Consider the following 12943-nt stretch of genomic DNA (forward strand, 5'->3'; position numbering starts at 1 on the left):
TGGCGCCCGCACGGGCCCGGGGGCGGGGGCGGGCTCCGTCGGGCCCGTCCCCGCCCCGGGCGGGCGGCGGGTAGGTTCGGGGTGTGACGACGAATGTTCCGGACGCGAAGCTGATCCTGCTGACGACCACCCACCGGGTGGCCCCCGGGTTGCTGGCGTGGCCGGCGTGGGAGGCGCTGCGGTCGGCGGGGCGGGTGCTGGCGGCGGACGCGGGGCATCCGCAGGTGGCGGCGGTGCGGCAGGCCGGGGTGGAGGTCGAGGTCGTGGCGGCGGGGTCGGCACCGGCGCTGGCGCGGCTGCTGACCGGGCAGCCGGGCGGGGCGGGGCCGACGGTGTGGCTGGGCAGCCCGGACGGGGATCCGGGGCTGACGGACGCGCTGGCGCGGCTGGCGGTGGAGCACGCCGGTGAGGTGCCGGAGATCGAGGTGCTGCCGGGGTCGTACGACCTGCCGGGGGCGCGGCTGCTGGACCTGGTGTCGGTGATGGACCGGCTGCGCTCGCCGGGCGGTTGCCCGTGGGACGCCGAGCAGACGCACGAGAGCCTGGTGAAGTACCTGGTCGAGGAGGCGTACGAGCTGGTCGAGGCGATCGAGGAGGGGGACCGGGAGACGCTGCGCGAGGAGCTGGGCGACGTGCTGCTCCAGGTGTTCTTCCACTCCCGGATCGCCGAGGAGCACCCGGCGGAGGCGTTCTCGATCGACGACGTGGCCGGTGACATCGTCGAGAAGCTGATGTACCGGCACCCGCACGTGTTCGGGGACGTCGAGGCGGAGGGCACCGCCGAGGTGGAGGCGAACTGGGAGCAGCTGAAGGCGGCCGAGAAGGCGGACCGGGAGTCGGTGCTGGACGGCGTGCCGGCCGGGCTGCCGTCGCTGGCGTACGCGGCGAAGCTGGTGTCGCGGGTGCGCCGGGCGGGCTTCGCGGGCGTGCCGGACGAGCCGTACGCGCTGCCGGCGGAGCTGACGGCGCAGTCGGCGGGCCGGCTGCTGCTGGCGGTGGCGCAGCGGGCGTACGACGCCGGGGTGGACGTGGACGCGGCGCTGCGCTCGGCCGCGCGCGGTTACCGGGACGCGGTGCGCGCGGCCGAGGGCCTCGGGCCGGTCGGCGGGTAGCGGGCCCGGGCGGGGCCTCAGGCGGCCGTGGCGGTGTTCTCGATCGGCCGCCGCTGCCGGGGGACGACTTCGCCGATGGCCTCGCCGACGAGGGCGAGGAGTTCGGCGAGGCGTTCGAGGTCGAGGCGGGCGGGCAGTTCGGCGAGGGAGACGATCCGCTCGCCGTCGGGGCCGGCGACGCAGAACAGGTCGATGGGGCCGAGGTGCTTCTCGGCGGTGTCGACGAGGGCGGCGACGTCGCTGGGGCGGCGGATGTCGCCGCCGACGCCGACGACGGGGCAGCCCGGCCGGTCGAGTTCGGTGGCGAGGTCCTCGGCGACGCCCGCACGCTGGTCGGCGATCAGCACTCCGGCGGCGCCGGCGGCGGTGAACCGGCGGGCGAGCTCGGCTCCCGATCCGCCGTCGAGTACCGCGATGACGACGACTGCCCCGCTGACCCGCATGGTCTGCTCCTCCCTGTGGGCGACACCGCACCGGCGCCCACGATTTCTGCGGAGGATCGTAGGCAGGTCCTGACCCTCCGCAACAGGGATTACCCCTCAGGTGACCAGGGTCACGCCCGCCACCCGGCCAAGAGCTGTCCAAGAGCTGTCCACGGACCGTCCACGGGGCGTCCACGGGGCGTCCACGGAGCGTTGGCGGGCCGTCCGCCGGGTGTTGACGATCCGGCCCCGCCGGTCGCGGTCGCCGGAGGCGGTGCGGCCGCGACCCACCGGATACGGTCGACGCATGCCAGTGCAGCCCGACCCCGCCGCCCCGCAGCTCTTCACCTGGGAGTTCGCCACCGACCCGTACCCCGCCTACGCCTGGTTGCGCGAGCACGCCCCGGTGCACCGCACGACGCTGCCGAGCGGGGTGGAGGCCTGGCTGGTGACCCGCTACGCGGACGCGCGGCAGGCGCTGGCGGACGGCCGGCTGTCGAAGAACCCGGCGCACCACAGCGAGCAGGCGCACCGCACCGGGCGGGTGGGAATTCCGGGGGAGCGCCAGGCGGACTTGATGACGCATCTGCTGAACATCGACCCGCCGGACCACACCCGGCTGCGCCGGCTGGTGTCGAAGGCGTTCACGCCGCGCCGGGTGGCGGAGTTCGAGCCGCGGGTGCAGCAGCTCACGGACCGGCTGATCGACGGCTTCGCGCAGCGCGGTTCGGCGGACCTGATCCACGAGTTCGCGTTCCCGCTCCCCATCTACGCGATCTGCGACATGCTGGGCGTGCCGGCCGAGGACCAGGACGACTTCCGGGACTGGGCCGGGATGATGATCCGGCACGGCGGCGGTCAACGCGGCGGCGTGGGGCGGGCGGTGAAGCGGATGCGGGCGTACCTGCTGGAGCTGATCCACCGCAAGCGGGCGGATCCGGGTGACGACCTGATCTCGGGCCTGATCCGGGCGAGCGACCACGGCGAGCACCTGAACGAGAACGAGGCCGCCGCGATGGCGTTCATCCTCCTGTTCGCGGGGTTCGAGACGACCGTCAACCTGATCGGCAACGGCACGTACGCGCTGCTGCGCAACCCGGAGCAGCGCAGGCTGCTGCAGGAGTCGGTGGTGCGCGGCGAGACGGCGCTGCTGGAGACCGGGATCGAGGAACTCCTGCGCTACGACGGTCCGGTGGAGATGGCGACGTGGCGTTTCGCGACGCGGCCGCTGTCGATCGGCGGGGTGGACATCCCGGTGGGCGATCCGGTGCTGGTGGTGCTGGCCGCGGCGGATCGCGATCCGGCCAGGTTCTCGGACGAGAACACCCTGGACCTGGCCCGCACGGACAATCCGCACCTGGGTTTCGGCCACGGGATCCACTACTGCATCGGGGCCCCGCTGGCCCGCCTGGAGGGACGGAGCGCACTGGCCACGCTGCTTTCCCGGCTGCCGGACCTGCGGCTCGCGGAAAACCCGGAGAACCTGCGCTGGCGAGGTGGCCTGATCATGCGTGGCCTGCGGGAACTCCCGGTCGAATTCACTCCGGAGACCCGCTCTCCGCACGCGCCTCCGGTCACGCCGACCGACGCTTCGACACGCTGACGGCACGTCTCCGGCGGCTCATGGGGCCGGGTCTGAACCCGTATCAATCCGGACATACCGCCGCCGTTGGTAGGCGATTGACCACGCGCCGTAATTTGTGTGTGATATCGGCGATATGAGCTTGTTATTGGTCTGATGATCTGTCTACTCTCCCTGGAGTTCGCAGCTGCGGACCTCGTGCGCGGAACGCCGAATCCTGCCCGCCGCGCCACGGGAAACCGACCAGACCCTGGGCAGGGGCGGGGGAACCAGGTTTGTTGCCGTTCCCCAACGGCTTGGGGTGAAGCCGCCCGAGCGGAATCGTTTCCGCTTTCGGCGGCCGGGCCACCTCCCGGTCCGAACCCGACAGCTCACCTCGCAGGCGTGCGGAGAGGGACCTCTTCATGCTGTTCGTTGGAACTGGCCGTCACCGTCGTCGCACCCAGGCCGAGAAGGCCATCGCCGTCGCCGGTGTGGCCGGCGTCGGACTCGCGATGCCGCTCCTCACCGCCACCGGCGCCTCCGCCGCCCCGGCCTCCACCTGGGACGCCGTCGCCCAGTGCGAGAGCGGCGGCAACTGGAGCATCAACACCGGCAACGGCTTCTCCGGCGGCCTGCAGTTCACGCCCAGCACCTGGAAGGCGTACGGCGGCACCTCCTACGCCCCGCAGGCCAACCAGGCCAGCAAGGCGCAGCAGATCTCGGTCGCCGAGAAGGTGCTGGCCTCGCAGGGCCCGGGCGCCTGGCCCGTCTGCTCCCAGAAGGCCGGCCTGACCAAGGGCGGCGCCCCGGCCTCCGTGGACACCTCCACGGACGCCAAGCCCGCCAAGCAGCCCGCCGCCAAGCAGACCCAGCAGACGCAGGCCCCGAAGCCCGCCCAGCAGCCGGTCAAGCAGGCCGCCCCGAAGCCGGCCGCCCAGCAGCCCGTCCAGCAGGCCCCGCAGCAGACGCAGCCGCAGACCCAGGGCTTCTCCGGCAAGGCCGGCTGGGACGCCGACGCGAAGGTGTACTGGTACCAGAACAACGGCGCCTGGTACTGGACCAGCCACCAGAGCGTCTACCAGCAGTACGCGGGCCAGCCCGCCGCCCAGCCGCAGTCCGCGCCCCGCGCCGCGCAGCCCGCGCAGTCCGCCCCGGTCGCGCAGTCCGCCGCCGCGCAGGGCGGTCACGACTACACCGTCCGGGCCGGCGACACGCTGTCGACGATCGCCGCCGCCCAGGGCGTGTCCGGCGGCTGGCAGTCGGTGTACGACGGCAACCGCGGCACCGTCGGCGGCAACCCCAACCTGATCATGCCCGGCCAGGTGCTGCACCTCGGCTGAGCGGCCCGGGCCCCGAACGGCCCGCGCCCTGCGGGCGAAGGGGGACGAGTGCCGTCCCCCTTCGCCCGCATTCCCCCGTATTCGCCCGCTTCGATCGGGCAAGCAGGTGAACTACTGGCGGGTAGCCGGGCCACACGCTGAGACGGGACCGAGGCCAGCGCGGCCCCGGGGGCCGGGGCGGTTAGGCTCTGGTCGTAACGACTCCGCAATCGTCCCGCCGGCAGCACCCAACGTCAGCCGGACCCTGCTTCCGCAAGGAGATGCCTCGTGCCGTCCATCGATGTCGTCGTAGCCCGTGAGATTCTCGACTCGCGTGGCAACCCCACGGTCGAGGTCGAGGTCGGCCTCGACGACGGCAGCACCGGCCGTGCCGCTGTCCCGTCGGGTGCCTCCACCGGCGCCTTCGAGGCGCTGGAGCTGCGCGACGGTGACAAGAACCGCTACTTCGGCAAGGGCGTGGAGAAGGCCGTCCTGGCCGTCATCGAGCAGATCGGCCCGGAGCTGGTCGGCTACGACGCCACCGAGCAGCGCCTGATCGACCAGGCCATGCTCGACCTGGACGCCACCCCGGACAAGTCCTCGCTCGGCGCCAACGCGATCCTGGGCGTCTCGCTGGCCGTGGCGCACGCCGCCTCCGAGGCCAGCGACCTGCCGCTGTTCCGCTACCTGGGCGGCCCGAACGCGCACGTGCTGCCCGTTCCGATGATGAACATCCTCAACGGCGGTTCGCACGCGGACTCCAACGTCGACATCCAGGAGTTCATGATCGCCCCGATCGGCGCGGAGTCCTTCTCCGAGGCCGTCCGCTGGGGCGTCGAGGTCTACCACACCCTCAAGGGCGTGCTGAAGGAGCGCGGCCTGTCGACCGGCCTCGGCGACGAGGGCGGCTTCGCGCCGAACCTGGACAGCAACCGCGAGGCCCTGGACCTCATCACCGAGGCCATCCAGAAGGCCGGCTACGTGCCCGGCCGCGACATCGCGCTCGCCCTGGACGTCGCCGCGTCCGAGTTCTACGAGGACGGCGCCTACCAGTTCGAGGGCAAGGCCATCTCCGCCGCCGAGCTCATCGAGTACTACGCCGGGCTGGTCGACGCCTACCCGCTGGTCTCCATCGAGGACCCGCTGGACGAGTCGGACTGGGACGGCTGGAAGGCCATGACCGTCAAGCTGGGCGACAAGGTCCAGCTGGTCGGCGACGACCTGTTCGTCACCAACCCGGCCCGCCTGGCCAGGGGCATCGAGACCGGCACCGCCAACGCGCTGCTGGTGAAGGTGAACCAGATCGGCTCGCTGACCGAGACCCTGGACGCCGTCGAGCTGGCCCAGCGCAACGGCTACCGCTGCATGATGTCGCACCGCTCCGGCGAGACCGAGGACGTCACCATCGCCGACCTGGCCGTCGCCACCAACTGCGGCCAGATCAAGACCGGTGCCCCGGCCCGCTCCGAGCGCGTCGCCAAGTACAACCAGCTGCTGCGCATCGAGGAGATCCTCGACGACGCCGCCGAGTACGCCGGCCGCGGCGCCTTCCCGCGCTTCCGCTCTGCGGAATAGCAAGCACAGCCGCTCCTCGGAGCGGCGAGCACGGTCGCTCCGCCGACCGGTGAGCACGCCTGACCGGTGCCCCGCCGTTCACCCCGTAGGGTGGACGGCGGGGCACCGTCGCGACCAGGAGGGGAACGGGAGATGGCAGGCTGGAGGATCCCGGGCTTGGCGGCCCGGCCTCGCTTCACGAGCCGGGCGACCGTCCTCGTCCTGGTGCTCTGCTCGCTGGTGGCGATCCTCGCCTACCCGACGCGGCAGTTCATCTCCCAGCGCGCCGAGATCTCCGCCCAGCAGGCGAAGGCCGACCGCTCCCGCCAGCAGGTCGAGCAGCTGCGCCGGGAGAAGGCCCGCTGGCAGGACCCCGAGTACGTCAAGGCGCAGGCCCGCGCCCGGCTGCACTACGCGATGCCGGGGGAGACCCCGTACATCGCGGTGGATCCGGCCGGTCCGGCCGCCGCCCGGCCCTCGGCGTCCGCCTCCGCTGCCGCCGCCGGTCCGGCCGCCTCCGACGGCGCGCCGGGCGGCTCGGCGCGGGCCGCCAAGCCCTGGTACGCCAGCATCTGGGACTCGGTCGACGCCGCCGACACCACCGACGCCGCCGCCCCGGCCCCCGCCTCCCCCCGTCCGCTCCCACCGTCCCCCGCTGGAGACACCTCCCCCCATGACCACTGAGAACCACCCCGCCGTCTCCGACGCCGACGTCGCCGCCATCGCCGCCCAGCTCGGCCGGGTGCCGCGCGGCCTGCGCGGCGTCGCGCACCGCTGCCCCTGCGGTAACCCGGACGTCGTGGAGACGGCCCCCCGACTGCCGGACGGCACGCCGTTCCCGACGCTGTACTACCTGACCTGCCCCAAGGCCGCCTCGCTGATCGGCACCCTGGAGGCGGACGGCGTGATGAAGGAGCAGACCGCCCGGCTCGCCGAGGACCCGGAGCTGGCCGCCGCCTACCAGAAGGCGCACGAGGACTACATCGCCCGGCGCGACGCCATCGAGGTGCTGGAGGGCTTCCCGAGCGCCGGCGGCATGCCGGACCGGGTGAAGTGCCTGCACGTGCTGGTCGGCCATTCGCTGGCGGCCGGCGAGGGCGTCAACCCGCTCGGCGACGAGGCGATCGGCCTGCTGGAGGACTGGTGGGCCAAGGGCCCCTGCGTCTCCCCGGCCGAGGTCGAGGCCGCCGGTGCGCGGGTCGCCCGCAACCGGGCCAAGGACCATGACCACCAGGCCGTGATCGAGGCCAAGCAGCAGAAGGCCGCCGAGCGCGCCGCGAAGAAGCGGGCCGCCGAGGAGTCCGACCCCGGGGAGTCCGCGTGAGCATGACCCGGGTGGCCGCGATCGACTGCGGCACCAACTCGATCCGGCTGCTGGTCGCCGATCTGGACCCGGCCACCGGGGAGATCACCGACCTCGACCGCCGCATGATCATCAACCGGCTGGGCCAGGGCGTGGACCAGACCGGCCGGCTGCACCCGGACGCGCTGGCCCGCACCTTCGCGGCCTGCCGCGAGTACCGGGAGGTCATCGCCGGGTTCGGAGTCGGCCCGGAGCGCACCCGCTTCGTCGCCACCAGCGCCTCGCGGGATGCCGAGAACAGCGACGAGTACGTCGAGGGCGTGCGCGCGATCCTGGGCGTCGAGCCCGAGGTGGTGAGCGGCGAGGAAGAGGCGCACCTGTCCTTCGTGGGCGCCACCAAGGAGCTGACCGGCGGCCAGTTCCCGGCGCCGTACCTGGTGTTCGACCTCGGCGGCGGCTCGACCGAGTTCGTGCTGGGCGGTGCGGACGTGCAGGCGGCGCGCTCGGTGGACATCGGCTGCGTCCGGCTCACCGAGCGGCACTTCGGCGGTGCCGAGCTGCCCTCGCCGGAGCAGATCGAGACGGCCCGGGCGCACGTGCGGGCCGAGCTGGACAAGGCCGAGGAGGTCGTCCCGCTGCGCGGCGCGGCCACCCTGGTGGGCCTGGCCGGGACGGTCACCACGGTGTCCGCGATCGCCCAGGACCTGCCGGCCTACGACTCGGCGGCGATCCACCACTCGCGGATCGGCCGGGAGCGGGTCGCCGGGATCGCCCGCGAGCTGCTGGGTGCCACCCACGCCGAGCGCGCGGCCATCCCGTCGATGCACCCGGGCCGGGTGGACGTGATCGCGGCCGGCGCGCTGGAGCTGCTGGAGATCATGGAGCGGACGGGCGCGGCCGAGGTGGTCGTGAGCGAGCACGACATCCTGGACGGCATCGCCTGGAGTATGGCCTCCTGACCTCCTGCGGGCCTTACCCGACCGGCCCCGGCACCCCTTTCGGGGGTCCGGGGCCGGGGCGCGCCCGGACCGGTGCGGGAAAGTTCGTGAATTTCTTCACATGGCGATCCAGTCATTCGCCGCACCTGCTCGCCCGCTACGTCCGAAATGTGGGACCGAAGGTCTGCTCGCCGTGACGACCCCTGGATCGCAGGTCAAGCCTCGGTTGAGGTTTGAAAATCGAAATCACGAGCGGGAACCCGGGCACCGTACGGATCGTTGCTGCTCAGCAGGGTGGTATTCCGGCGTGCGCTCGCGAGGGGGCGCCCGGGACCGTGAGCCGACGCGCTGGGCCCGGATTTGCGGCCGCGCAGTGTAGCACGGGGTGTCCAGAAGCTTGTGACCGGGCTCACGAAGGCTGCTCCGGACGGTGCTGGATACTTTCGGATATGAGCACCACGGAGCGTCCTCGCATCCTCATTGTCGGCGGTGGTTACGTCGGCCTGTATGCCGCGATGCGCATCCTCAAGAAGATGCGTTACGGCGAAGCGACCGTCACGGTCGTGGACCCGCGGTCGTACATGACGTACCTGCCCTTCCTCCCCGAGGCGGCCGGCGGCAACGTCGCGCCCCGCAACCTCGTCGCGCCGCTGCGCAGCGCCCTCAAGAAGGCGGAGGTGCTCACCGGTGCGGTCACCGGTGTGGACCACGCCCGCAAGGTCGCCACCATCCAGCCCGCGGCCGGCGACAGCTACGAGCTGCCCTTCGAGTACCTGGTCGTCGCGACCGGCTCGGTCTCCCGCACCTTCCCGATCCCGGGTCTGGCGGAGCACGGCATCGGCATGAAGACGGTGGAGGAGGCCATCAGCCTCCGCAACCACGTCATGGCCCAGCTCGACAAGGCCGAGTCCACCGCCGACGAGGAGGTCCGCCGCAAGGCCCTGACCTTCGTCGTCATCGGCGGCGGCTTCGCCGGTGTCGAGACGATCGCCGAGGTCGAGGACATGGCGCGCGACGCCGCCAAGATCTACAAGACCGTCAGCCGTGACGACATGCGCTTCGTCCTGGTGGAGGCGGCCAACCGCATCCTCCCGGAGATGGGCCCGGACCTCGGTCTGTGGACCAAGGAGAAGCTCGAGGAGCGGAAGATCGAGGTCTACATCGAGACCTCGATGGACTCCTGCGTCGACCAGCACGTGGTGCTGAAGAACGGCCTGGAGATGGACGCCTCCACCATCGTGTGGACGGCCGGCGTGAAGCCGAACCCGGTGCTGGCCAACTTCGGCCTGCCGCTGGGCCCGCGCGGCCACGTCGACACCGCGCCGACCCTCCAGGTCCAGGGCTTCGACTACGTCTGGTCCGCCGGCGACAACGCCCAGGTCCCGGACCTCGCCTCCGGCGAGGGCGCCTGGTGCCCGCCGAACGCGCAGCACGCCGTGCGCCAGGCCGCCGTCCTCGGTGACAACGTCATCTCGGGCATGCGGGGCTTCCCGCAGAAGAACTACGAGCACAAGAACCTCGGTGCGGTCGCCGGCCTGGGCCTGCACAAGGGCGTTGCGATCCTCTTCGGCAAGGTCAAGCTGAAGGGCCGTCTGGCCTGGTGGTTCCACCGCGCGTACCACGGCGCCATGGTCCCGACCATGAACCGCAAGGTCCGGGTCTTCACCGACTGGACGCTGGCCATGTTCCTGAAGCGCGAGATGGTCGGCCTCTCCCAGATGGAGCAGCCGCGCCTGCCGATCCAGGAGGTCACAGCGCCCACGAAGCCCGTGGAGGCCGCCAAGCCGGCCGCCGAGAAGGAACTCGCCAGCAAGTAAGCGACTGAGACCCCGGTGTGGGAGCACCGGGGTATGAGTCGGAGGCCCTCCGCCCGGCAGTGTCGCCGGACCACGACCTCCGTGGTGCTCAGCCGGCCGTGCGACCGGGCGGAGTACAGAAGTAGTAGGGCCCCTGCCGAAACCCTCCGGCAGGGGCCCTTTCTCGTCGTCCGCCCGCTGGGCGGGCCCGTGAGGGGCGGTCAGTCGGTCTTGATGCTCGCCAGGATGTCCAGCTTGGACGCCCGGCGGGCGGGCCAGATCGCGGCCACCAGGCCGACCACACCGGCCAGGGCCAGGAACAGCGCCAGCTGGCCGAACGGCAGGACCGTGGTCAGGCCGCTCAGGCTGGACTTCAGGGTGCCGTTGATCGCCCAGGCGATGAAGCAGCCGAGCAGCAGGCCGATGCCGGCGCCGAACAGCGAGATCACCACGGACTCCAGGCGGACCATCCGCTTGATGCCCCGGCGGTCCAGGCCGATCGCCCGCAGCATCCCGATCTCGCGCTTGCGCTCGAAGACCGACATCGCCAGCGTGTTGATCACGCCCAGGATCGCGACCAGCACGGACATCGCCAGCAGGCCGTACATCAGGTTCAGCGCGAAGGTGATGACCTGGCTGAACTCGTCGCGGACGTCCTGCTTGGACTTGACGTCGATCACCGGGTTGGCGCCGGTGGCGTCCTTGAGGGACCGCTTGAGCGCGGCGGTGGCGCCGTCCTTGCCCTTGACCGCGACGTCGGTGATGTAGGGCTTCGGCTCGTGCTTGGCGACCTCGCTGTTGGCCAGCAGGACCGGGCCGAGCATGCCGCCCTTCTCGTACACGCCGCCGACGGTGAGCTGACCGGTGGACTGGTCCGGGTAGGAGACCGCCACCGTCGAGCCGGCGGTGAGGTGGAGCTCCGTGGCGAGGTCCTGGTCCACCAGGACCTTGCCCTGGCCGAGCGCGGCGGCGGCGCCGCTGGTCAGCTTGACCTCGACGAGCTGCTCGAAGGAGCCGGCGTCCATGCCGGTGATCGTCACGCCGGTGCCGTCGAACTTCCAGTTGGCGGTCGTCACCGCGGAGGAGGCGGCCACCCCGGGGGCCTTGGCGATCTCCCCGGGCACCTGCTCGGACAGGCTCATGTGGTTGGCGCCCGAGACGATGTAATCGGACTTCATCGAGCTGGTGACGGCCTTGTCGATCGCGCCGCCGACCGACGCACCGATCACGGTGAGGCCGCTGACCAGGGTCAGACCGATGGTGAGCGCGGCGGCGGTGGACGCGGTGCGGCGCGGGTTGCGGACCGCGTTCTGCTGGGCGAGCTTGCCCGGGGTGCCTCCGAGCCCGCGCAGCAGCGGGCCGATCAGCGCGACCACCGGGCGGGAGAGCAGCGGCAGCAGGACGAACACGCCGATCAGGGCGAGCAGGGCGCCGAGGCCGACCGGCAGGCGGCCGCTGTCGTTGCCGGTGGAGGCGCCGAAGCCGATCAGCGCGAGGCCACCGGCGGTGAGCGCCGAGCCGATCGCGTTGCGGACCAGCAGGCTCTTCTGGCTGGTCGGCTGGTCGCCGCTGCTCATCGCCGCCACCGGGGCGATCCGGGCGGCGCGCAGGGCCGGCAGCAGGGCGGACACCACCGTCACCAGGACGCCGACGGCCAGGGTCACCGCGATGGTGAGCGGCTTGATGACCAGCGTGCCGTGCGGCATGTTCTCGTTCAGCCGGCTCATCAGGGACTGCATGCCGGCGCCGATTCCGATGCCGGCGAGCAGCCCGGCCAGCGCCGCGATGGTGCCGATCGCCAGGGCCTCCACCAGCACCGAGCGGGTGACCTGCTTGCGGCTGGCGCCGATCGCCCGCAGCAGCGCGAGTTCCTTGGTGCGCTGGGCGACCAGCATGGTGAAGGTGTTGGCGATGATGAAGATGCCGACGAAGAGCGAGATCCCGGCGAAGACCAGCAGCATGGTGCGCATGCCGTCGGTGGCCTTGGTGATCATCTCCTGCTCGTCGGCCTTGAGCTTGGCGCCCGTCTCGACGTCGAAGTGCTGGTCGGACGGCACCTTGGGCTGGACCTGGGCGAGCAGCGCGTCCTCGCTGGTGCCGGGCTTGGCGGTGAGCACGATGCTGCTGAAGTGGCCGGGCTCCAGCAGCAGCTGCTGGGCGGTGGCGCGGTCGAACAGGGTGAGGGTGCCGCCGCTGTTCACCACCGGGTCGTCGGTGGTGAAGACGCCGGTGAGCTTCGCCTCGATCACCGGGCCGTTGATGGCGATCCGGACGGTGTCGCCGATCTTGTAGCCGGCCTTGTCGGCGGTCTTGCGGTCGAGGGCGATCTCCTTGCTGTTCTTCGGGCCCTGGCCCTCGGCCATCGGGTAGCGCGGGTCCTTGCCGTCCGCGGCCGGGGCGAAGTTGGCGCCCTTGGCGGCCCAGACCTGGCCGATCAGGTTGCCGCTCCGGTCGGCGACCCCGGTGAAGCCGCTGACCACGCCGCGGGCGTTGGCGGTGCCCGGCAGGGCGGCCAGCTGCTGGACGGTGGCGTCGGTGAGCGAGGCGTTGCCGCTCTCGCTCTTCAGCTTGGCGCTGGCGCGGGCGCCGGCCGAGTAGTCCACGACCTGGACCGAGACGTCCGAGTAGCTCTTGGAGCTGTTGTCCCGCATGGCTTTGCCGAAGGTGTCGGAGAAGACCATGGTGCCGGCGACGAAGGCGGTGCCGAGCATGACGGCCAGCGCCGTCATGAGGAGTCGGCCCTTGTGGGCCAGCACGTTGCGCAGTGCGGTGCGGTACATGGGGTGTCCTGGGTTTCGCGTAGGGGCGGCGGCTGGGCTGGCGGGCCCTGGCTGGTGGTGGCTCTAGCTGGTGCGGCCCTTGGCGTCGAAGCGGCGCATGCGGTCCAGGACGGTGTCGGCGGTGGGGTGGTGGAGTTCGTCGACGATGCGGCCGT

Annotated in this window: 9 protein-coding genes, 2 pseudogenes and 1 riboswitch; of the genes and pseudogenes, 8 read left to right on the forward strand and 3 right to left on the reverse strand. The window is 71.9% G+C overall.

Annotated features, from left to right (window positions below):
• Positions 1-83 precede the first annotated feature (83 nt).
• Positions 84-1112: a MazG family protein gene (locus ACIQVZ_RS19745; protein WP_402451510.1), complete on the forward strand. Its 1029-nt coding sequence runs from the start codon at positions 84-86 to the stop codon at positions 1110-1112.
• 17 nt (positions 1113-1129) lie between these two features.
• Here the strand turns inward: ACIQVZ_RS19745 and ACIQVZ_RS19750 are convergent, their stop codons facing one another.
• Positions 1130-1555 (reverse strand): SDR family NAD(P)-dependent oxidoreductase, encoded by a 426-nt coding sequence (locus tag ACIQVZ_RS19750; protein WP_350877750.1) that lies wholly within the window; start codon positions 1553-1555, stop codon positions 1130-1132.
• 286 nt (positions 1556-1841) lie between these two features.
• Here ACIQVZ_RS19750 and ACIQVZ_RS19755 point away from each other — a divergent pair, with 286 nt between their 5' ends.
• From ACIQVZ_RS19755 to ACIQVZ_RS19785, 7 genes and pseudogenes are all read left to right on the forward strand, one after another.
• Positions 1842-3137, forward strand: a complete 1296-nt coding sequence (locus tag ACIQVZ_RS19755; RefSeq protein ID WP_350877751.1) for a cytochrome P450 — start codon at positions 1842-1844, stop codon at positions 3135-3137.
• 210 nt (positions 3138-3347) lie between these two features.
• Positions 3348-3515: riboswitch (cyclic di-AMP (ydaO/yuaA leader) on the forward strand.
• A gap of 5 nt (positions 3516-3520) precedes the next feature.
• Positions 3521-4438 (forward strand): transglycosylase family protein, encoded by a 918-nt coding sequence (locus tag ACIQVZ_RS19760; RefSeq protein WP_350877752.1) that lies wholly within the window; start codon positions 3521-3523, stop codon positions 4436-4438.
• Positions 4439-4705: 267 nt separating this feature from the next.
• Positions 4706-5992, forward strand: a complete 1287-nt coding sequence (gene eno, locus ACIQVZ_RS19765; RefSeq protein WP_350877753.1) for a phosphopyruvate hydratase — start codon at positions 4706-4708, stop codon at positions 5990-5992.
• 156 nt (positions 5993-6148) lie between these two features.
• On the forward strand, positions 6149-6655 hold the full coding sequence (locus ACIQVZ_RS19770; protein WP_350877754.1) for a septum formation initiator family protein: 507 nt from the start codon (positions 6149-6151) through the stop codon (positions 6653-6655).
• A pseudogene (locus ACIQVZ_RS19775) lies at positions 6627-7148 on the forward strand (DUF501 domain-containing protein); the annotation flags it as partial. The gene ACIQVZ_RS19770 and the pseudogene ACIQVZ_RS19775, both read left to right, overlap by 29 nt.
• 149 nt (positions 7149-7297) lie before the next feature.
• The gene (locus ACIQVZ_RS19780) at positions 7298-8233 is read left to right on the forward strand and encodes a Ppx/GppA phosphatase family protein (RefSeq protein WP_063348031.1); all 936 of its coding nucleotides are present in this window, start codon (positions 7298-7300) and stop codon (positions 8231-8233) included.
• Between the two features lie 428 nt (positions 8234-8661).
• Positions 8662-10029 (forward strand): NAD(P)/FAD-dependent oxidoreductase, encoded by a 1368-nt coding sequence (locus ACIQVZ_RS19785; protein WP_063348030.1) that lies wholly within the window; start codon positions 8662-8664, stop codon positions 10027-10029.
• A gap of 200 nt (positions 10030-10229) precedes the next feature.
• Here ACIQVZ_RS19785 and ACIQVZ_RS19790 read toward each other — a convergent pair whose 3' ends face one another.
• Both ACIQVZ_RS19790 and ACIQVZ_RS19795 read right to left on the reverse strand, forming a co-directional pair.
• Positions 10230-12788: an ABC transporter permease gene (locus ACIQVZ_RS19790; RefSeq protein WP_402451515.1), complete on the reverse strand. Its 2559-nt coding sequence runs from the start codon at positions 12786-12788 to the stop codon at positions 10230-10232.
• 63 nt (positions 12789-12851) lie between these two features.
• Positions 12852-12943: pseudogene (locus ACIQVZ_RS19795) on the reverse strand (ABC transporter ATP-binding protein); the annotation flags it as partial.

The organism is Kitasatospora sp. NPDC098663 (genome assembly GCF_044760075.1).
Taxonomy (GTDB): Bacteria; Actinomycetota; Actinomycetes; order Streptomycetales; family Streptomycetaceae; genus Kitasatospora.